A 19,738-nucleotide genomic window follows, 5' to 3' on the forward strand; every position below is an offset into this window, starting at 1 on the left:
CATGGAAATTGTTGAAAGTGGCGCCAGTATGCCGTTAGATTAACGTTAATAAAAATACATATATTTTAATGAAACGTTCTGTTTTTGATATTAATCAAAGCAGCAATAAGGAATCCTTATGGCACGCTTAAATTACCATCATCTTTATTACTTTTGGCGTGTGGCAAGTATTGGCCATTTGACCCAAGCAGCAGAGCAATTGCACGTGTCGCAATCGGCTTTGTCCTCACAAATCAAACAGCTAGAGAATAAGATAGGGCAAACCTTGTTTGAGCGCGAGGGGCGACGCCTGGTTCTGACGGATGTGGGCAAAAAAGTACAACTTTATGCGCAAGATATCTTCGCTACGGGCGAAGAGTTGGAGCAATTTCTCAAAAGCGGTAATACTCAGCACCATCATCTCAACATCGGTTTTGAAACCCACTTGTCGCGTAACTTTATCGAAGCCTTCATTGCTCCCTTGCTCGATGATGCATCGGTGAGTTTTTCGCTCTATGCGCGCAATATCAGTGATTTGATGGCGGGCTTGAGTAGCCATGAGTTGGATATTGCTTTGACCAACCGCGCCTTGGCCAATGATGTACAAGGTGTGATGTGGCAAAACCAATTGGTAGCACGCCAATCAGTGGCGATCGTCGGTCCTTCTGGCGCTAAGCCAAAGACGAAGTTCCCTGAGGGGTATGCCGATAAAAAGTGGATTTTGCCGGGCCATAATATGGGCATACGCTCTTTGTTTGAGTCCTTTTGCACCACCCATCAGTATCGTGCTGATGTCAAAACCGAAGTCGACGACATGGCGATGATGCGTCTATTGGCCCGTGACAGTGGCTATTTATCGGTGTTACCGCCGGTGGTGGTCAAAGACGAGATCGAAATGGGCCGCTTAGAAGTCTACCAAGAGCTGCCTCAGGCCTATGAGCACTTTTATGCCATCTCGCAACCACGCAAATTCGTGCCAGAAGTCCTGCTACATCTACTCAAACAACAGCAATTAGAATAGCCTTTTTAAGGCCTAGGTCATCGCGCTGTCGCTCAGATGCACTACTATGTGTAGACATGGACGCGTAACTTGCTCAGTACCAAGGAGATGACAGCGAATGGCGACCTTAATGGCCTTATGCCCAGTGGTGTTTTTGATTTGGAGTATGACCAAGCCCTCGCCTTGGCCTTCTCACGTGGCGCTGCCGCTTACCGCGTTACTGACCGCGTTGATTCAGCTGGGGTATTTTGAGGCGTCACTGCAACTCCTCACGGCCAATGGTATTGCTGGTGTGTTATCGGTGTTGACGCCAATCTCGATCGTTGCCGGAGCCATCTTACTCAATCGCGTCTTGGTGCATTCGGGTGCAGAAGAAGTGCTGCGCCATTGGCTGGAGCGCATCAGTACCAATCAGGTGGCGCAGCTGATGATCATTGGTTGGGCATTTGCCTTTATGCTTGAAGGGGCGTCTGGGTTTGGTACGCCTGCGGCTATTGCTGCGCCGATTTTGGTGGGGCTCGGCTTTGCGCCGATGTCTGTGGCGTTGCTGACCTTGGTAATGAACAGTGTGCCGGTGTCGTTTGGCGCAGTGGGCACACCCACTTGGTTTGGTTTTGAAGCGCTGAATCTAAGCGATGTCATGGTGTTGCAAATCTCCTCTTACACCGGCCTGATGCATTTGGCCGCGGGCTTGGTGATCCCTGTTTTGGCGCTTAAGTTCCTCGTCAGTTGGCAAGCCATTCGTGCCAATTTTCTGTTTATCCTCATCAGTATTTTAAGTTGTACGCTGCCGTATTTTTTACTGGCGCAGATCAATTACGAGTTCCCCGCTTTGTTAGGTGGCGCGCTTGGCTTGGCCATTTCCATTGCTGCGGCCAAGGCTGGCGTTGGCCTGCACCGCGAGCATCAAGCGCCCCTTAGCAGCACAGCTTCCTTGCCGTTTGTAGCAGTACTGAAAGCCCTGTCGCCTTTTATATTATTAATCGTCATCTTGATCGTGACGCGAGTGCAGCAGCTAGAGATCAAAGCCCTGCTAAACAGCACCACCCCTTGGTTTAGTCTAGCTGGGATCGAGGTCAGCGAGGCGTTGATTATCAGCTGGCGCGGCATTTTGGACACCTCGGTGAATTGGTCTTATAAAACGCTGTATGTGCCAGCGCTGATCCCATTTGTGGTGACGGTGTTACTGTTGGTGCCGATATTGTCTTTGCGCTGGGCGACGCTAAAACTGGCCCTTGGTGAGACCGGCGCTCGCATTAAGCTGCCAGTGATTGCCTTGATCGGCGCGCTGATGATGGTCAACTTTATGATGCAGGGCGATGAGCGCGCGCCTATCTTTATCATCGCCGATGGTTTGGCGCGGTTAATGGGAGAAAGCTGGGTCTATGTGGCGGCATTATTGGGTGCGCTGGGCTCGTTCTTTTCCGGGTCCGCGACGGTGTCTAATTTAACCTTTGGTGGCATTCAATATGGTATTGCTGAGCAGACCGCTTTGCCGGTAGCGCTGGTGTTGGCGCTGCAGTCAGTGGGCGCGGCCATGGGCAATATGGTGTGCATCAATAACATCATTGCGGTGGCGACGATTTTGGGCATTAAAAACCAAGAAGGCGCCATGATTAAGCGTACCGTCATTCCTATGTTGGTGTATGCCGCCATTGCGGCGCTAATGGGCGCCATCTTGCTACATTTGGCATAAAAATGGCTTCTGAAGCCTAGGGGCCACTCCATTATTGACGCAAAATATGCTTTCATTGCGCTGGCTTATCTCAAGCATTAAAGACTAGGAATACGAATACGCTATGGAATTTATCTGGATACTGTTTGCCTTCGTTTGCGGTTTGGCCGTAAAGATGGTCAATCTGCCCCCCTTAATCGGCTTTTTGGCCGCAGGTTTTATTCTGAATTTTATGCAGGTGCAGCCGTCGAGCGTGCTGTCGCACCTGTCCGATCTTGGCATTACCTTGATGCTGTTTTGTATCGGCTTGAAGCTTCATGTTAAAGACTTACTCAAACGTGAAGTATGGGCATCGACCCTTGGTCACATGGGCGTTTGGACCATTTTAGTGATCGGTGTGGCCTCGTTGGCAGGTCTTGCTGGGCTGCAATATTTTGATGTCTTGACGCTGCGTACCGCAGCCTTAGTTGGCTTTGCATTAAGTTTCTCCAGTACCGTATGTATCGTCAAACTACTCGAAGAAGCCGGTGAGCTGAAGACGCGTCACGGTCAGTTGGCGCTTGGTATTTTGGTAATGCAAGATATCGTTGCGGTGGTGTTCTTGGTGTTGGCAACGGGCAAGGCACCCAGTCTGTGGGCGCTGCTGTTATTTGCTTTAATTCCGTTGCGCCCGGTCATTGGCAAGCTGGTGGACAAATCTGGCCACGGGGAAATGCTGCCGCTGACGGGCTTATTCTTGGCACTGGGCGGCTATGAGCTATTTTATCTAGTGGACGTGAAGGGCGATTTAGGTGCTCTGATCTTAGGAATCTTGTTGGCGTCCCATAGCAAGGCCTCGGAGCTTAATAAGTCGTTGATGAACTTCAAAGACTTATTCTTGATCGGCTTCTTCTTAAGTATTGGTTTCAGTGCCTTGCCGACTTGGGAAATGCTGGGCATCAGTGCTTTGTTAACGTTACTGTTGCTGGCCAAGTTTGTGCTGTTTTTCTTTATGTTTACCAGTTTGCGCCTGCGCGGCCGTACCTCATTCTTGGGGGCGTTAGTGCTGTCAAACTACAGTGAATTTGGTTTGATCGTAGTGGCATTGAGTGTCGAGGCGGGTTGGATCAGTAACGATTGGTTGGTGATTTTGGCGCTCGCGGTGTCGTTCTCGTTTGTTATTACCAGTATTTTGTACCGCAAAGCCCACAGCTATTTCCGTCATTACAAAGATCGCATTCGCCATTACGAGCATGCGGTGCCACTGCCAGAAGATACCTTCTACCAGCCTAAAAATATGGAGATCTTGGTGGTGGGTCTTGGTCGAGTCGGTCGTGGTGCCTACGAATCCTTGAGCAATATGGTCGAGGGCGATGTGGTTGCTGGCATGGATGCGGATCAGTTCCGTATTAAGCAAATGCAAAGCGAAAACCATAATGTTTTCTTCGGTGACGGTGAAGACGTCGACTTATGGGAATACTTAGATCTTTCGCAAGTGAAGCTAGTGCTGTTGGCGCTGCCATCGGCGGATGATAGTACCAATGTGGTGAAACAGCTGCGTAGCACGGGCTTTACCGGTCAGGTGGCGGCGATCGCCCGTTACCAAGACGAGCGCGAGCATATGTTACAGGCTGGCATCAACAATGTGTTTAACTTCTACACCGAAGCCGGTACCGGTTTTGCCGAAGAAAGCTTGTCGTTGATTCGCGCTCAGCCTAACAAGGCGCTGTGATCCTTTTTTTGACCTAGCACGTAGGGTAATGCGACCGCTTAACAGGAGCGCATTACCCTATGCCTCACGCCAAACCCCATCTCCCCAGCAAAACCTGTGAAGTTTGCCAGCGCCCGTTTGTGTGGCGCAAAAAATGGGCCTCCTGCTGGCATGAGGTCAAATATTGCTCGGAGCGCTGTCGCCGCAACCGCGCAAAAAACAGGGAAAATTCGCCTTAGTGTCATGGATCTTTAGTATCATAGTCGCCAACTGGGATTAATACGCCACTGAGGTGACATGCAAACTACGTCTTATTTGTCGAAGCAACTCTTTTCAATGACTTGGCCGATGCTGTTTGGCATCTTGTCGATCATGAGTTTTCAGTTGGTCGACAGTGCTTTTATCGGCCAATTAGGCGTATTGCCACTGGCGGCGCAAGGCTTTACCGCACCGATGGCGATGATCTTTATCGGCTTACAAGTCGGCCTAGGCATTGCGACCACGTCGTTGATTTCACGCGCCCTTGGGGCCGATGATACGGTGTTTGCTAAGCAGCTAGGTGGCTTAGTGGTGTTACTTGGCGCCATCGGTATTGCCTTGGTGTCGGTCTTGGTTTGGGTGTTTCGTCATGGCATTTTGGCCCTGCTCAGCGCGCCTGAGAGCGTCACGCCGATCATCGATGATTATTGGGGCTGGTGGTTAGTCAGTACTTGGATCGGCGCCATGATCTATTTCTTCTACAGTATTTGTCGCTCCAACGGCAATACTATGCTGCCAGGCACCATTATGGTGGTCACCAGCCTACTAAACATCGCCTTAGATCCGCTGTTCATCTTTGTGTTTGATTTTGGCATCGTCGGTGCCGCCTATGCCACCATTGTCGCGTTTGCTATCGGCATGTTGATCATTGTGCCCAAATCCTATGCCAGTCATTGGCTGACGTTTGATTTTTCTAGTCTGCATTGGCTCGATACGCTCAGCAAAATTGGTCATATTATGGGGCCCGCGATGATCAGTCAGTTGCTGCCGCCGTTATCCTCGGTGTTGGCGACCAAGCTTTTGGCAGGATTCGGTACCGCGGCGGTGGCGGCGTGGGCCGTCAGCTCGCGCTTTGAGTTTTTTGCCATTGTCACCGTTTTGGCGCTGACCATGACGTTGCCGCCGATGGTGGGGCGCTTTTATGGTGCTGGCAACTATGGCGACATTCGCCGCTTGGTGCGCATTGCTGTGGTGTATGTTTTAGGTTTTCAGGCTCTGGTTGCGGTACTGGTCGCGTTCGCTGCGCCGTGGATTGCCTCACTGATGTCGAGCGATCAAGAGGTGACCGATATCGTCACTTGGCATTTATGGTGGGTGCCAGTGAGTTTAGGGCCATTGGGCGTGTGTATGATGATGGTGTCGGTGGCGAATGCCTTAGGGCAGCCTTACAAAGCACTGTTGATGTCGGCGCTTCGCTTGTTTGCCTTCTTCCTACCAGCGCTTTGGATCGGTGGTCAGATTGGCGGTCTGTGGGGGCTGTTTATTGGCTCGAGTGTCGGTAATGTTTTGGCGGGTCTAGCGGCGTGGCAGATCTATCAAAATATTATGAAAACCACCTGCTCTGAAGCGCAGCAGCAGGCGGCATAAGTCTGATCGCACCCTTGTGTGATCAGAGCTGATTGATATTATCCAGACACCACTGAGCACGATCGAGCGTGGCTTGTTGCTGCGCTTCATCTTGCTTGTCCCAGTTGCCATAAATTAAGCCAATGCGCGGGTTTTTCAGTAGGCGCTCACGATGCTTGACCATAAAGTGCCAATAAAGGCTGTTAAGTGGGCAAGCATCCTCACCAGTCTTTTGTTTCACATCGTAGGCACAGTTACCACAATAATCTCCCATGCGCTGAATATAGCTGCCGCTCGCGGCGTAAGGCTTAGAGGCAATCCAGCCGCCGTCGGCAAATTGGCTCATACTGCGGGTGTTGGGTAGCTCGACCCACTCCAAAGCGTCCACATAAATCCCCAGATACCACTCATCCACTTGTTTCGGCTCAATGCCCGCCAGCATACAGAAGTTGCCTGTCACCATAAGGCGCTGAATGTGGTGCGCGTAGGCGTAGTCCAGTGATTGACCAATAGCGTTGGCAAGACAGTTCATCTTGGTATCGCCAGTCCAGAAAAACTCCGGTAAATCGCCGTCGGCTTCTAGGACGTTTTGCTCGCTGTAATCGGGCATGTTGATCCAGTACATGCCGCGCACGTATTCGCGCCAACCGAGAATTTGGCGCACAAAACCCTCTACTTGCGCGATGTCGATTTCTTTGCGGTAGCGATAGCTTAAGATTGCTGCTTGAATCACATGCTTAGGGTTGAGCATTTTGCTGTTGAGGGCAAACGACAAACGTGAGTGATACAGGCTCCACTTGTTTGGTGTTTGGTCGGTCATCGCATCTTGAAAGCGACCAAAGTTAGGCAGCAAGTGATCGCAAAAATACTGCAGCATGGTCAGCGCATCGTGGCGCGTGACGGGCCAAGGTAAGTTTTCTTGGGCCTGACCAAGGGACGCAATCTTGTGGCGTTTAATACGCGCCAATAGATGCTTTACATCGTGGCTAAAACACAGCGGCTCAGGGATATTGGCCAAATCTTTGGCTTTGAGCTTTTGACGGTTGGCGTTGTCGTAGTTCCACGTGCCACCCTCGGGCTCGTGATCGTCGGTCATCAAGATATTAAAACGTTGGCGCATTTTGCGGTAAAAATGCTCCATTCGAATGGTGGTTTTAGGCTTGAAATGACGCGGAATTTCTTCAAATGGCAGCAAGAAATGCTCAGTGTCCACCAAGCTAACTTTTTGCGATGCTTGCTCGGCGATCGAGCGGTATTGCATCATCACCCGATGCTCATCAGGGCGTTGCAGCTCAATGCGTTTCGCGCCAATTTCTTGTGCTGTTTCAAGGATCAGCTGTTCAAGGCTCAGGCCGACGGTGTCGTCTAGCGTCAGATAACGTACTGCGTGGCCAGCATCCAGCAAAGCGCCAGCGAACTTTTCCATAGCCAAGAAAAACGCACACAGTTTTTGGATGTGATGTTTGACGTAGGTGGCTTCGGGATGCAGCTCGGCGATCAAGTACAGCACACCTGGGTCATTTTTCTTGTACCAGCGATGGCCAGCATTGAGTTGGTCGCCAAGGACGACGCGCAGTGTATGATATTGGCTCATGAAGACGCATCCTGCTGTCGACGGGTGGGCGGACGCACATGGGTTGCCAGTATGCGATGCTTTTCTTGTTGTACGCGCGGGTGATTGCGAAATCCCCACAACCGCTCGCGAGCGGCTTTTGCGGCACTGACAAGATCGACGATAGGGGCGGGATAATCCTGCCCAATCTGGCATTGATACAAGGTTTCCTCCATTGTGGTCATGTCCCATGGTGAATGAATTAACGGCGCTGGCAACTCGTGTAATTCGGGTACCCAGCGGCGTATGAATGCACCCTCTGGATCCTGCTCTTGAGCCTGTTTTACCGGATTATAAAGCCTTATGGTATTCGTGCCAGTCACACCGGCTTGCATTTGCAATTGTGGGTAGTGGATGCCGGGCTCAAAATCCAAAAACAAACGCGCTAAATGCTCGGCGCCAAGGCGCCAATCGATGTTTAAATGATGACATAAAAAGCTCACCAGCATAGCGCGCATACGAAAGTTTATATAGCCAGTGGCGTGTAAAGCGCGCATACAGGCATCGACCATTGGCACACCAGTATGGCCTGTTTGCCAAGCGTATAAATCCTGAGTCACTTGATGGTCATTGCGGTACGGGAATTCAAGGTAACCCTGATTGATAGGGCGCTGCTCCATAGCGCACTCGGACTCGAATTTTTGCATAAAGTGACAATGCCAATGCAGGCGCGAGCTGAGCGCGATCAAGCTGCGGCGCCAGCCTGGTGTATGCCAGCGTTTTAGCAGATCTTGATAGACTTCGCGCAGACTGATGTTGCCCCAAGCTAAATAGGGAGACAGGCGCGTGCAAGCCGAGCGACTGCTGGAAGGGCTAGAAATCGAGCGATAATAGTCCTTGCCACGACCGTCATAAAAGCTTTGTAGAGTTTGCCACGCGAGCGTTGGGCCACCGGTTTGCAGACCTTTTTTAGCAACTTGCCAGCTTTCAGGTAGTGTCAGTGCGGGCGCCGTAATGGGCTGCCACTGAGCTTGCTTGAGATCGACGTCAGCGAGCGGTGCGCGCATCACTTGCTGCCAGTTACGATCCCAGTCATCGCGGCTGGTTAGACCACGTATCACGGCGCCACTCGGGAATTCTTGCCACGTAATGCCTTGTTGCTGGCACCAAGCCGCGACAGCACGATCACGAGCGAAGGTGACGGCTAAGCCAATCTCTTCGCTACTGTAAAGTTGATCAAAGCCGTGTTCGCGCTGCAGCCACTGTAGTGCTGGCAGTGCGTGATCATGCAGAATAAGTAATTGAGCGCCAAAGGGTTCAAGTTGACGCTTTAGGTCTTCAAGGGATTGCCAAACAAAACGCCAATGGCGCTCATCGTAATGACCATCATTGATCAGCGCAGGTTCAAAAATATAGAGCAATATTAGTGGCTTGCCGGAGGCTATCGCAGCAGCGAGCGGCGCGTGATCGGTGAGTCTTAAATCACGTTTAAGCCACACTACGGAAGGACTTGTGCGCTTCATTTGGGGATAATAGGCCAATCGGCGGCGTCGACCGAATCCAGTTGCGGATCGTGCTGATGGCCACTCCATTTTTCTATAAAGCGCCCTTCAGGGTCATATTGCTGCGTTTGCTTCTCAAGGTTAAAGTGCCTGCCGCCGCGCGGATCGGCGCCAACGCCTGCGATGTATTGCCAGTTGCCCCAGTTAGCGCCGACATCATAATCCACCAACTGTGATTCGAAGTAAGCCGCGCCATAGCGCCAATCGATGCCCAGCTCATAAATCAGACAACTAGCGGCCAACTGGCGGCCACGGTTGCTCATATAGCCGGTTTGATTTAGCTGCTTCATACACGCGTTAACGATTGGGTAAGGGGTGTTGCCTTGGCACCACTTTTTAAAACGCTCGGCGTAGTAACTGCCCACATGACCTTGACCGGTAATGCCGTCGCGCACAAACAAGCCTTTACCGTGCAAGGTAGCGTACCAATGGAAATATTCACGCCACAGCAGCTCAAAATAGATCCAATAGGTTGAATCATTGGCCCCATGATCTTGCTCATAAACATCGAGGCACGCTTTGATTTGGCGTGGCGAGACACTGCCTTGGGCGAGCCAAGGAGAGAACTTGGTCGAGTTTTCCCAACCGTCTAGCTCATTGCGCAGAGTCTTGTAGCGACTGGGCAAATCGGTGGCAAAGTAATCGCTAAGGTGCGTCAGCCCCGCTAATTCACCTCCGGTAAATAAACCGCGCTCATCGCTGCGACGGGCAGGCCAGACGTCTAGGTAAGGCAAATCCAAGGCTCTTGAGGATGGCAAGCTGGTGATTTCCGGGTAGAGGGAAGGCAGGTTAAGCGGCTCGACCTGTTTGCGAAACTTGCTAAAAGAGCTGGGTAAGTCGGCTAATGCAAACGGTAGCTGCTGCTCGGTGAAAAGGCTTAGGCCGTGTTCGATGACAAACTGCACATCAGCAAATTCAGCTTGTAAGTTGGCCAAGGTCTGACGCTCATACCAGCCTGGATGATGATTACGAAACACATGGGTAATCGGCAGTTCATTGAGCAATACCGACAGCGTCGACATGGCGCTCTGTTCACTGACATACAAAAGTTGTCCGAGGCTTTCCAGACTGCAAGCCAAGTCGTCTAAGCCTTGAAAATAAAAGCGCTCGCGACGCATCGAAGGCTCGGCCAACTGATAGGGCATTGGCACAGTGATATCAGGTGTTAAGCAGGCGACAAATAATAATTCATCCACTTGTTGCTGAGCTGCCCATAATAACTTCTGATCCGCAGTACGTAAGTCGTTGCCCAGCCAAACGAGACCGATAGACATGGTATTCCCCAAATTAGCTTAATAGTTTAGTTACGTAGTTCTAGTGGTTTTGGATTGCAATAAATAATAAGGTAAATTCTTGTAAACGCAGGTGAGAATGAATATCATTGTTTTAATAAATCGTTTTATTCATTTTTCTGGAGCGTGCAATGAATAGCACAATGGAACAAATTAAAGACTTCCTTGTTGTTGGTGGCCCTGTCGTATGGATTTTGCTTGGCTTCTCGATGATTGCCGTCACTATCTTTTTAGTGAAGCTATGGCAACTGGCGACACTGCGTGCAGAAAGCCGTAAATCCATCAATATTGCGCTCGATGCTTGGCGCGCTCGCGACGTTGATACAGCGCTAAACACCTTGTCAGAAAAGCGCCCAGTTGAAAGCGTGGTGGCTTACAGTATGGAAGCCTTACGCCATGCCAATCGCGAAGTGGCGTCTGTACGCGAAGAAGCTGAGCGTCGCGCACTAAACACATTACACGACCTGCGCTCGTTCCTACGTCCATTAGAAATCATCGGCTCTTTAAGCCCGCTACTGGGTCTACTGGGTACGGTACTGGGTATGATCACGGCCTTCCAACAGATGGAAAGCGCCGGAGCACAAGTGGATCCATCGGTTCTGTCTGGCGGTATCTGGCAAGCACTATTAACCACTGCAGTGGGTATCGCAGTAGCCATCCCTGTTATCGCCATGCACGCATGGTTAGAGCGTAAAGTAGAACGCGTTGCCCATAACATGAACGATGCCGTCACTCAGGTTTTTACATCAAAAGAAGGTGAGCGCCTAGCCGCTGTGGCTGCGCGTGAGGTGCCACATGCCGCTTAAGCTGGATCAGCCGCGTAAAAAACAGCTGATCAGCCTAACGCCGTTAATCGATGTCGTCTTCATCCTGCTTTTGTTCTTCATGCTGACATCTTCCTTTGTCGCATGGCGTACCTTGGATACCCCTCTGTCAGCGCCACAGACTGAGGTGACACCAGAGCAAGACAAACAAGATCCAATGATTTTTGAGCTGCGTGCCAACGATGGCCTAGTGTGGTTTGACGGCCAATCTGTGTCTGTCGCCAACAGTGATCGCATTCGCGATCTAGTGCAGCAAAATCAAGATCGCTTATTTGTACTGCAAGCGGAAGACGACGTGTCTTTGCAATCATTGATGACCTTAGCGGATCAATTGAAACTGCAGGGAGCTGAAAAGCTCTCCATCGCCAATGCGTTTAGCGAATCTGAGTAATCATGAATATCAATCAGAAATTTATTGCCCAGCGCGATAGTCAAGGCGGGGATGACGGCGTCATCCCTTTGATCAACGTGGTGTTTTTGATGTTGATCTTCTTTATGGTCGCCGGCCAAATTCAAAAAGCCGATCCGATCCAGATTACCCCACCTAACTCGATCAATGAGCAACGCCCTGAGGCCGAGCCGAATGTGATGATGGTGGTCGGTAGCGACGGTGAAATGTATCTCAATGACGACTTAGTGGTCTTAGAGGATGTCGAAAGCCGCCTCACGCAACTGTTTGACAGCGCCGCGGATCAAGACGCCTTTTGGGTACAGATCAAAGCTGATGGCGCGCTTAACATTGAGTCGCTGCGTCCGTTGTTTTCTGAAATCCGTGCTGCTGGTTTGACCAAAGTCAGCATCGCCACGCAGTTAGGGCAAGGAGACGCCCAGTGAAACGCAGTCATTGGATCATTGCTGGTAGCGTCGCCGTATCGCTGCACGCAGGCGCGTTTTATGGCGCCTTTTTACACTCTGACGATAAAGATTCAGGCAGCTTAGCTGCGGGTGAGCAGGGCATCGAATTTGACCTAGGCATGCTTGGGGATATGGGTGCTGAGCAAGAGACCGTGGTGTCACAAGCGGAAATTACCCCGCCAGAACCAGAGGTCGTTGAACCTGAACCGGAGCCAGAACCTGAACCGGAGCCAGAACCCGAGCCGGAGCCAGAACCCGAGCCGGAACCGATTCCAGAGCCTGAGCCAGAACCTGTGCCCGAGCCGGAAGTTGAGGTGAAACAGCAAAGTGAGATCATCGCGCCTGAGCCGAAGCCAGAACCCAAACCTGAGCCCAAGCCAGAACCGAAACCTGAGCCTAAGCCAGAACCCAAACCACAACCGAAGCCAAAGCCCAAACCACAGCCTGCGCAAGAAGTGGTAGCAGACCAAGCCAATGCGGATAAAACCGTGGTGCAGCAAAAAGCCACGACCGGTCGAGCAAGTTCTGCCAACAGTGGTGGCCAGGAAGCGGCACAGGCGGATTACTACGCTAAGCTAGCGGCGAAATTGGCCAGTAACAAGCGCTACCCGCGTGCTTCACGTCGTCGTGGCGAAGAAGGTGTGGTGACGATATCGTTTGTCGCACACCCTAATGGCGATGCCAAAAATATCGAAGTGACTGGCAGCTCCGGCTCACGTCGCCTTGATAAAGCGGCCATTGATATGGTGAAACGCTCGCAGCCTCTGCCGGCGTTCTCACTGGAAATGGGCAGCACTCCGATGGAAATTTCACTGCCCGTTGCGTTCCAATTACGTGACTAATGGCTAATTGGCCGAGCGTGGTAACAACAACCACACTCGGCCAAAGTGCTTCAATTGCCCCGCATGAAAGTGCGCTTCTTCACCAATTCCTTGATACCAATCGATGTGGCCTGGTCCTTTAATCGCGCCGCCTACGTCTTGTGCCAGTAGCAAACGAAACTCATGACCGACCAGCTCTCCTTGAGCATTAAGCTTTGGCACTTCACCCAATAAAATGCTGCCTAATGGAATGATTTTAGGATCCACGGCAACCGAATACAGCGGCGTCAATGGCACATTGGCCGCGCCCACTGGTTGAGTTAAGCCTTCACTGAAAAACAGATAACTTGGGTTGGTGGACATCACCTCGCGCATTTGCTCAGGATGCGCCGCGAGCCATTCGCGAATCGCTTGAGCCGACATTTGGTCGCGTTCAATTTCGCCGCGCTCGATCAAAATCTTGCCTAAACTACGGTACGCGTGGCCATTAACGCCGCCCCAAGACAGCAAGCGACGTTCGCCATCTTCAAATTCCACCATGCCTGAGCCTTGCACGTGCAAAAAGAAGTTATCCACCAAGCTTGAGGTATAGGCGATCTCAAGTCCTTGGCCATCTAAAGCACCCTCAAAATCAATTTGTTCACGACTCGGTAGACGCCCGCCATTACTTTTGGGTTTGCGATAGAGTGGGTAGCGGAAGGTCTCATCTGGCTGATGGCGCACTTCCATCACCGGTACATAATAGCCAGTAATCTGCACGTTGCCGCGCTGATCCATGCCCGACACTTGAAATGCTTCTAGCTGCGGCCAGTAACTTGGGTCGTTAAACCAGGCCTCTAACTCACTGGCCGTGGCGCGTAAGTCATCACTGGATAACGATAGATTGCCGGCCTGATAATCACGCTGGCCAATACGCTCAAGGTAGCGGATTTGCTGCTGCAAACCATGACTAAAGGTGGCATCAGGATGGGGTAGGCCAGGCGGTAAGCGCTCACTTAAATAGAGCTCATCGCGCTCAAGCGCATCCTCATCGCGCCCGTTGTTGGGGAAATCATTAGAAGAATCGATCTCTTGTGTGCTACAAGCCGATAAAAGCAGCAGCGGAAGCAGTAAAACGAGCAATCGTGTGGTCATAAGAAATCAGTGCTGAGTAAAATAGCTATGAGTGGCTGAACTCAAGATAAGTTCAATGCTTAATGCATTAAGCATTCGTAAGCTTGGCGCAGACTAATGAAGTAGTCGGTATCACCGCCGCGGTCAGGGTGAGCATTGTGCGCTAGTTTGCGATATTGATGCTTAATAGCCTCTTTATCATCCAGCAAGTCGGCATCAAGTTCTAGCGTCTTTAAGGCTTCTTTACGCTCATCTTGGTTGAGGATGCCGTGGAAGAAACTGTCGAGTAAGCGCTTGACCTCGTCTTTATCGGTTTTGACGTACTCGTCCCAATCCAGATAATAGGCGGCCAGCTTGGCATCGGCGCTGTCAGCAAGGGTGGTGGCGTCGCTGTGTTGATGAGGGTGATCGTGTAATAAACGGATGCGCGTGGAGCGGATTTCGAGTACTAACTGCTCCTCTTGCCACAAACTAGACTGCAGCTGGTAGAGTGCATTCATAATCAAAAAATGCTGGCGAAACAGCTGTAAGTTGGCATCATCGGCTAAGCGTTGCAACACCGTATGTCGCTGTTTCAGAGACTTGAGAATATCGTACTCCGCAATGCCCTCTGAATGGGTTCGCAACAGCGCCAGTATATCGGGTATTAGTGGGTTTCTCATAACGTGCTCCATGCTACAACTCTAGTCTATATGAGCAAAAATGCATGGGTCAAAAGGCCATATGTAACGAACGGGGTAACAGGTCGCTTATGATTTACATTTTGTTACTGATTGTAATTATTGGATTGTTCTTTGGTCCACAGCTGTGGGTTAAGCACATTCTAAATAAGTACAAAACGGCCCGTCCAGACTTGCCTGGTAATGGTGGTGAACTGGCGGAGCATTTAATTAAACGCTATGAATTACAAGATGTTAAAGTCGAGCAAACCGAGGATGGCAAAGACCATTATGACATCGTTGCCAAGCGTGTGCGCCTTAGCTCTTATGTCATGAATGAGCGTTCACTGACAGCTGTTGCCGTGGCCGCTCACGAGGTCGGACATGCCATTGCCCACCACCGCCAAGAGACAGTGGCACGCCTGCGTACACGTTATTTGCCGATTGCGATGATAGTACAGCGCTTTGCGGTGCTGATGTTATTTGCTTGGCCTATCGTTAGTGTTTTGCTGCGCTTGCCGTACACCCCAGCACTGCATGCGTTGGTGGTGATTGTCTTAGGACTACTGACGGTGTTTATTCAATTGGCGATCTTGCCCGAAGAGTGGGACGCCAGCTTCAACAAAGCCTTACCCATCCTGCGCCAAGGGCGCTATTTGTCTAGCCAAGATTTACCCAAGGTGAAACGCATCCTAACCGCCTGCGCCATGACCTACGTGGCCTCTGCCTTAATGAACATCCTTATGTTCTGGCGCCTACCAAGACGCTGAGGCACGCCCGCAATATCTATGAGTGGGAACGCATTGTAGGAGGGTCAGCTTAGGGGACTGACCCTTTCATGAAGGGCAACAGCCAATGTCCATTTGGAGCGATCTCCCGAGCTTGCTCGTTGGAGCGAAAAATGGATTTGGCTGATGCGATTGTGGGCCTCGCATTGCTTTGAGTTGCGAGATCTGAGGAGGCCATGACCTTGCAATTCAATTTGCTTGCGCATTGTCTCGTTCCTCGACGCGTCAGCGCAAATCAAACGCAAGGTAATGTCTAATGAGTCTTTCATAAAATTGAGCAAGCTAGCGCTTGCGATCGGGGATACAATCCCCTCGTACCGAGCATAGGTTGCGTCAGTTGAATGATTGTACGAGGGGGCTATTGCCCGCGATTGGCGGCATAGCCGCCTTGGCTTTGCCCCAGCAAGCTAGCGCTTGCGATCGGGGATACAATCCCCTCGTACTGGGCATCTGCTACGTTAGCTTAGGAGCAACAGCCAATGTCCATTTGGAGCGGAAAATGGATTTGGCTGGTGCGACTATTAACCTGAGAAAAAAGCATAAAAAAGACCCCCGAAGGGGCCAATAAGGAGTGTTCTATAAACGGCTTAACGCTGCTTGGTTTCGAATTCTGGGTGAATCCAAACCGGCACATTCGCCGTGGGCAGTAAGTCGTTGCCAAGGATCATGTCCGCAGCACGCTCACCCACCATGATTGTAGGTGCGTTCAGATTACCATTAGGGATGGTTGGAAAGATGGACGAATCCACCACCCGTAGGCCTTCTACGCCCCGAACGCGACATTCTTCGTCCAACACCGCCATCGGATCATCGTCGGCGCCCATCTTACAAGTACACGAAGGGTGGTAAGCGCTTTCCACGTTGTCTTTGACCCACTGATCAATCTCGGCATCGCTTTGCACCGCCTCACCCGGTTGGATCTCTTCACCGCGATAGGCATCCAGAGCCGGTTGCTGTAGCAGTTCGCGGGTCAGGCGAATGGTGTCGCGCCAATCTTGTTTGTCTTGCTCAGTGCTGATGTAGTTAAACTGAATGCGTGGCTTGGCTTCAGGGTCATTGCTCTCGATCCAAACGCGGCCCCGGCTTTCGGGTTTGTTCGGGCCAACGTGCACTTGGAAGCCATGACCATCGACCGCTGCTTGGCCGTCATAGCGCATCGCCGCTGGCAAGAAGTGGTACTGAATATTGGGCCATTTAAGGCCCGCGCGAGAGCGAATAAAACCACAGGATTCAAAGTGGTTGGTGGCGCCCAAGCCGTCTTTAAACAAAATCCAGCGGGTACCGATCATGCCTTTGCTGATCAAGCCTAGCTTGCTGTTTAAGGTCACCGGCTCTTTACACCAGTATTGGAAGTAGACTTCCAAGTGGTCTTGTAAGTTCTCACCCACGCCAGGCAAGTCGTGTACAACCGGTACGTGAGCCTTGTCTAGGACCTGTTTTGGACCAATACCAGAGCGCTGCAAAATGGTGGGCGAGCCGATTGAGCCGGCGCTTAGAATCACTTCTTTGTTGGCGTAAGTCTGCATCACTTGATCGTTCAAACGGTACTCGATGCCCGTGGCACGCTTGCCGTCAAACAGGACGCGCTTGGTCAGTACGCCAGTTTGCAAGGTCAGGTTAGGGCGTTTTAGCGCGCGGCGCAGATACACGTTTGAGGTCGAGGCGCGCACGCCGTCTTTGACCGTCATATGCATGGGGCCAAAGCCTTCTTGGCGGTAGCCATTGTAATCATCCGTTTGCCCGTAACCCGCTTGCGCACCGGCATTGATAAAGGCTTGATAAAGCGGATTTAAGGCCATGTTGTTGCCGTTGTTGGTAGCTAATGGGCCATCGCCGCCACGGTAGGTGTCAGCGCCGCCTTGCCAAGATTCGGCGCGTTTAAAGTAGGGTAGTACGTTTTGGTAGTGCCAGCCTTTAGCGCCATGCTCTTCCCACTCGTCGAAGTCACAGGCGTGACCACGCACATAGACCATACCATTGATCGACGACGAGCCGCCCAGCACTTTACCGCGTGGGCAATGCATTTCGCGGCCATCAAGTCCGGCTTCTTTATCGGTATGAAACTGCCACGCGTACTTGTCGGTATTCATCGGGTAAGACAGCGCAGTGGGCATTTGGATAAAAATACTCTTATCCGAACCGCCCATTTCCAGCAATAGCACTGAGTGCTCGCCACTTTGGCTTAAACGATCCGCCAACACACAGCCCGCAGAACCAGCGCCGACAATGATGTAATCATAGGTTTTGTTGCTCATAGCACCACCTCCATGGACTTAGTAAGGGCTTGGGATATCCGTCATTGAGACCAATACGCTCTTTACTTGGGTATAAGCGCGTAGAGTATCTAAGCCATTTTCACGGCCAATGCCGGACTCTTTGTAACCGCCGACTGGCATTTCCGCAGGTGATGCGCCCCAAGTGTTGATCCAGCAAATGCCAGCTTCAAGCTGTTTGATGACGCGGTGAGCTCGGCTGATGTCTTTGGTGAAGACGCCTGCAGCCAGGCCATATTTGGTGTTGTTGGCGCGGCGAATCACTTCATCTTCGTCACGGAAACTTAGCACTGACATCACCGGACCAAAGATTTCATCGCGCACTTGTGGCATGTGATCGTCACAGTCGACAAATACCGTCGGTTTGACGAAAGCACCTTTGTCGCAGCCATTGTCGAGGTAGCGTTCACCACCACAAAGCAGTGTGGCGCCGGCGTCTTGTGCCGCTTGGATGTATTCCAATACCTTGTGCATATGCTCTTGATGAATCAATGAGCCTACTTGAGTATTGATGTCCATCGGGTCGCCGATGATCATGGCTTCGGTGCGTTGTTTCAGCTCGGCTTTGAAAGTCTCTAGCATGTCTTCGTGTACAAACACGCGTGTGCCGTTGGTACACACTTCGCCTTGGGTGAAGAAGTTGGCCAGCATCGCGCCTGATACCGCTTGATCCACCGGCATATTAGGGAAAATGATCAGTGGCGATTTACCGCCAAGTTCCATGGTGACGTCTTTAAGGCTTGAAGCGGCCGCCGCCATGACTTTTTTGCCAGTGCCGACTTCGCCAGTGAATGAGACTTTATCGATTTCAGGGTGATTAGTAATCAGTTGACCAGTGCGAGCGTCGCCTTGTACTACGTTAAACACACCGTCGGGTACGCCGGCTTCGGTGTAAATCTCAGCCAGTTTGTAGGCGGTTAGGGGTGTTTCTTCGGAAGGCTTAAAGATCATGGCGTTACCCGCCGCCAAAGCTGGGCCCGATTTCCAGCAGGCGATTTGAATAGGGTAGTTCCACGCGCCAATGCCAGCACAGATGCCAAGTGGCTCGCGACGGGTGTAGTAGAAGCTGTCGCTATCTAGGTCTTGGAAGTCACCTTGAATTTTATCGGCTAGACCCGCGTAATATTCGATCACATCTGCACCGGTTTGAATGTCCACTTCAAGCGCTTCTTGCAGCGGCTTACCGGTATCCAGCACTTCAAGTTTGGCAATATCATCGTTGTGCTGGCGTAGTAGGTCCGCAGCACGCTTTAAAATGCGTCCGCGTTCAACGCCACTCATAGCGGCCCATTCACGTTGCCCTTGTTTGGCTGACTCAATAGCCGCGGCTAGCTCTTGTTCACCGGCCAACTCGATGGTTGCCAATTCTTCACCTGTGGCAGGGTTGGTCGTAACAAAGGTTTCACCCGACTGAGACGCTCGGTAGCCCCCGTGAATGTATTGCTGTTTATGTGCCATGATTCACCTCTTCAATGCGTCATCTGTGTTGTGTGTCTTAGGACACAGATGAAGGAAAATTTTTATTAAATGAGCGTTTAATAAAAAACATTGTACATAATTTGAGTGATTTTGAAATCACATGAGGGAAAAATTTTAGCAACAAGCGTGTGGCGAAGTGACTTTGAGGCTTTTAAGGTACAAAAAAAGCCCTTGTTAGGGAGGCTAACAAGGGCTTCTAACATCCTGATTTATGGAGAATTAAATCATTACAACGCAGTTATGGTCCGGACTGATAGGGCTTTGTTGATAGCCATCGGCGGCCTCATCGTTCAGCCAAGTTTGGCCATCGACAAGATAGCGAAATTGATAATGCTGGTCTTTATCAAGATTCAGCGTCGAGGCGAATACACCGGTTTTTTGCTTGCGCATCGGTGTAGCGGTTTCGTCCCAGCCGTTAAAATCGCCCACTAAGTACACCTTTTTAGCGCCTTCAAGCTGCTCTGCCGGCAAGGCAAATTTGACCTTACATTGAGGCTTGGTTTTTAAGTACGTTTTTTCAATCATCGATCGCTCCTTGAGTCCAAATGGGGAACTCGTGACTTATGCACAT

18 protein-coding genes are annotated in these 19,738 nt (G+C 51.1%); 10 read left to right on the forward strand and 8 right to left on the reverse strand.

Features of this window, described 5'->3' with window-relative positions; genetic code table 11:
* The first annotated feature begins 118 nt into the window (after window positions 1–118).
* The 5 genes from JQX58_RS07780 (at window position 119) to JQX58_RS07800 (ending at window position 5,970) form a co-directional block, all read left to right on the forward strand.
* Window positions 119–1,000 carry a LysR family transcriptional regulator gene (locus tag JQX58_RS07780; protein ID WP_204146268.1) on the forward strand — a complete coding sequence of 294 codons (882 nt, stop codon included), beginning with the start codon at window positions 119–121 and terminating at the stop codon, window positions 998–1,000.
* Window positions 1,001–1,097: 97 nt separating this feature from the next.
* Window positions 1,098–2,675 (forward strand): L-lactate permease, encoded by a 1,578-nt coding sequence (locus JQX58_RS07785; RefSeq protein WP_204146269.1) that lies wholly within the window; start codon window positions 1,098–1,100, stop codon window positions 2,673–2,675.
* Between the two features lie 103 nt (window positions 2,676–2,778).
* Window positions 2,779–4,365 (forward strand): cation:proton antiporter family protein, encoded by a 1,587-nt coding sequence (locus tag JQX58_RS07790; RefSeq protein ID WP_204146270.1) that lies wholly within the window; start codon window positions 2,779–2,781, stop codon window positions 4,363–4,365.
* A gap of 59 nt (window positions 4,366–4,424) precedes the next feature.
* Window positions 4,425–4,583 carry a DUF2256 domain-containing protein gene (locus JQX58_RS07795; RefSeq protein ID WP_204146271.1) on the forward strand — a complete coding sequence of 53 codons (159 nt, stop codon included), beginning with the start codon at window positions 4,425–4,427 and terminating at the stop codon, window positions 4,581–4,583.
* 58 nt (window positions 4,584–4,641) lie between these two features.
* Window positions 4,642–5,970, forward strand: coding sequence for an MATE family efflux transporter (locus tag JQX58_RS07800; protein ID WP_204146272.1), 1,329 nt, complete (start codon window positions 4,642–4,644; stop codon window positions 5,968–5,970).
* Window positions 5,971–5,992: 22 nt separating this feature from the next.
* Here JQX58_RS07800 and JQX58_RS07805 read toward each other — a convergent pair whose 3' ends face one another.
* From JQX58_RS07805 to JQX58_RS07815, 3 genes are read right to left on the reverse strand one after another with little or no spacing between them, the layout of a single operon-like run.
* The gene (locus tag JQX58_RS07805) at window positions 5,993–7,543 is read right to left on the reverse strand and encodes a cryptochrome/photolyase family protein (protein ID WP_204146273.1); all 1,551 of its coding nucleotides are present in this window, start codon (window positions 7,541–7,543) and stop codon (window positions 5,993–5,995) included.
* The gene (locus tag JQX58_RS07810; protein WP_204146274.1) at window positions 7,540–9,024 is read right to left on the reverse strand and encodes an FAD-binding domain-containing protein; all 1,485 of its coding nucleotides are present in this window, start codon (window positions 9,022–9,024) and stop codon (window positions 7,540–7,542) included. The genes JQX58_RS07805 and JQX58_RS07810 overlap by 4 nt, the downstream gene beginning before the upstream one ends.
* Window positions 9,021–10,337, reverse strand: coding sequence for a DASH family cryptochrome (locus JQX58_RS07815; RefSeq protein WP_204146275.1), 1,317 nt, complete (start codon window positions 10,335–10,337; stop codon window positions 9,021–9,023). The genes JQX58_RS07810 and JQX58_RS07815 overlap by 4 nt, the downstream gene beginning before the upstream one ends.
* 149 nt (window positions 10,338–10,486) lie before the next feature.
* Between JQX58_RS07815 and JQX58_RS07820 the strand changes: the two genes are divergently transcribed.
* The 4 genes from JQX58_RS07820 to JQX58_RS07835 are packed head-to-tail and all read left to right on the forward strand — an operon-like array spanning window position 10,487 to window position 12,876.
* Window positions 10,487–11,161 (forward strand): MotA/TolQ/ExbB proton channel family protein, encoded by a 675-nt coding sequence (locus JQX58_RS07820; RefSeq protein WP_204146276.1) that lies wholly within the window; start codon window positions 10,487–10,489, stop codon window positions 11,159–11,161.
* Entirely contained in the window at window positions 11,151–11,570 is a 420-nt protein-coding gene (locus tag JQX58_RS07825) for an ExbD/TolR family protein (protein ID WP_204146277.1), read from the forward strand. Before JQX58_RS07820 ends, JQX58_RS07825 begins: the two co-directional genes overlap by 11 nt.
* A 2-nt stretch (window positions 11,571–11,572) precedes the next feature.
* Window positions 11,573–12,013 carry an ExbD/TolR family protein gene (locus JQX58_RS07830; protein WP_204146278.1) on the forward strand — a complete coding sequence of 147 codons (441 nt, stop codon included), beginning with the start codon at window positions 11,573–11,575 and terminating at the stop codon, window positions 12,011–12,013.
* The gene (locus JQX58_RS07835) at window positions 12,010–12,876 is read left to right on the forward strand and encodes a TonB family protein (RefSeq protein ID WP_204146279.1); all 867 of its coding nucleotides are present in this window, start codon (window positions 12,010–12,012) and stop codon (window positions 12,874–12,876) included. The genes JQX58_RS07830 and JQX58_RS07835 overlap by 4 nt, the downstream gene beginning before the upstream one ends.
* Before the next feature lie 3 nt (window positions 12,877–12,879).
* Here the strand turns inward: JQX58_RS07835 and mltA are convergent, their stop codons facing one another.
* Both mltA and JQX58_RS07845 read right to left on the reverse strand, forming a co-directional pair.
* Window positions 12,880–13,989 carry a murein transglycosylase A gene (gene mltA / locus JQX58_RS07840; RefSeq protein ID WP_204146280.1) on the reverse strand — a complete coding sequence of 370 codons (1,110 nt, stop codon included), beginning with the start codon at window positions 13,987–13,989 and terminating at the stop codon, window positions 12,880–12,882.
* Window positions 13,990–14,048: 59 nt separating this feature from the next.
* A complete protein-coding gene (locus JQX58_RS07845; RefSeq protein ID WP_204146281.1) occupies window positions 14,049–14,630 on the reverse strand; it encodes a DNA-J related domain-containing protein in 582 nt (193 codons plus the stop codon).
* 89 nt (window positions 14,631–14,719) lie between these two features.
* On the opposite strand from JQX58_RS07845, the gene JQX58_RS07850 reads away from it, so the two are divergent.
* Entirely contained in the window at window positions 14,720–15,397 is a 678-nt protein-coding gene (locus JQX58_RS07850; protein ID WP_204146282.1) for a zinc metallopeptidase, read from the forward strand.
* A 605-nt stretch (window positions 15,398–16,002) separates the two neighbouring features.
* Here JQX58_RS07850 and betA read toward each other — a convergent pair.
* From betA to JQX58_RS07865, 3 genes are all read right to left on the reverse strand, one after another.
* The gene (gene betA / locus JQX58_RS07855; protein ID WP_204146283.1) at window positions 16,003–17,670 is read right to left on the reverse strand and encodes a choline dehydrogenase; all 1,668 of its coding nucleotides are present in this window, start codon (window positions 17,668–17,670) and stop codon (window positions 16,003–16,005) included.
* A gap of 18 nt (window positions 17,671–17,688) precedes the next feature.
* A complete protein-coding gene (gene betB, locus JQX58_RS07860) occupies window positions 17,689–19,146 on the reverse strand; it encodes a betaine-aldehyde dehydrogenase (protein ID WP_204146284.1) in 1,458 nt (485 codons plus the stop codon).
* A gap of 240 nt (window positions 19,147–19,386) precedes the next feature.
* Window positions 19,387–19,692: an isoamylase early set domain-containing protein gene (locus JQX58_RS07865; RefSeq protein ID WP_204146285.1), complete on the reverse strand. Its 306-nt coding sequence runs from the start codon at window positions 19,690–19,692 to the stop codon at window positions 19,387–19,389.
* Window positions 19,693–19,738 lie beyond the last annotated feature (46 nt).

It is taken from the genome of Marinomonas ostreistagni, assembly GCF_016888445.1.
In the GTDB taxonomy this organism is placed as follows: Bacteria; Pseudomonadota; Gammaproteobacteria; order Pseudomonadales; family Marinomonadaceae; genus Marinomonas; species Marinomonas ostreistagni.

Bases quoted from the DNA above. Each gene is read 5' to 3' on its own strand.
- JQX58_RS07820 (WP_204146276.1), top strand. From the start codon at position 10,487: ATGAATAGCACAATGGAACAAATTAAAGACTTCCTTGTTGTTGGTGGC.
- betB (WP_204146284.1), bottom strand. From the start codon at position 19,146: ATGGCACATAAACAGCAATACATTCACGGGGGCTACCGAGCGTCTCAG.
- JQX58_RS07850 (WP_204146282.1), top strand. From the start codon at position 14,720: ATGATTTACATTTTGTTACTGATTGTAATTATTGGATTGTTCTTTGGT.
- JQX58_RS07830 (WP_204146278.1), top strand. From the start codon at position 11,573: ATGAATATCAATCAGAAATTTATTGCCCAGCGCGATAGTCAAGGCGGG.
- betA (WP_204146283.1), bottom strand. From the start codon at position 17,670: ATGAGCAACAAAACCTATGATTACATCATTGTCGGCGCTGGTTCTGCG.
- JQX58_RS07845 (WP_204146281.1), bottom strand. From the start codon at position 14,630: ATGAGAAACCCACTAATACCCGATATACTGGCGCTGTTGCGAACCCAT.
- JQX58_RS07865 (WP_204146285.1), bottom strand. From the start codon at position 19,692: ATGATTGAAAAAACGTACTTAAAAACCAAGCCTCAATGTAAGGTCAAA.
- JQX58_RS07785 (WP_204146269.1), top strand. From the start codon at position 1,098: ATGGCGACCTTAATGGCCTTATGCCCAGTGGTGTTTTTGATTTGGAGT.
- JQX58_RS07815 (WP_204146275.1), bottom strand. From the start codon at position 10,337: ATGTCTATCGGTCTCGTTTGGCTGGGCAACGACTTACGTACTGCGGAT.
- mltA (WP_204146280.1), bottom strand. From the start codon at position 13,989: ATGACCACACGATTGCTCGTTTTACTGCTTCCGCTGCTGCTTTTATCG.
- JQX58_RS07795 (WP_204146271.1), top strand. From the start codon at position 4,425: ATGCCTCACGCCAAACCCCATCTCCCCAGCAAAACCTGTGAAGTTTGC.
- JQX58_RS07780 (WP_204146268.1), top strand. From the start codon at position 119: ATGGCACGCTTAAATTACCATCATCTTTATTACTTTTGGCGTGTGGCA.
- JQX58_RS07810 (WP_204146274.1), bottom strand. From the start codon at position 9,024: ATGAAGCGCACAAGTCCTTCCGTAGTGTGGCTTAAACGTGATTTAAGA.
- JQX58_RS07800 (WP_204146272.1), top strand. From the start codon at position 4,642: ATGCAAACTACGTCTTATTTGTCGAAGCAACTCTTTTCAATGACTTGG.
- JQX58_RS07805 (WP_204146273.1), bottom strand. From the start codon at position 7,543: ATGAGCCAATATCATACACTGCGCGTCGTCCTTGGCGACCAACTCAAT.
- JQX58_RS07790 (WP_204146270.1), top strand. From the start codon at position 2,779: ATGGAATTTATCTGGATACTGTTTGCCTTCGTTTGCGGTTTGGCCGTA.
- JQX58_RS07825 (WP_204146277.1), top strand. From the start codon at position 11,151: ATGCCGCTTAAGCTGGATCAGCCGCGTAAAAAACAGCTGATCAGCCTA.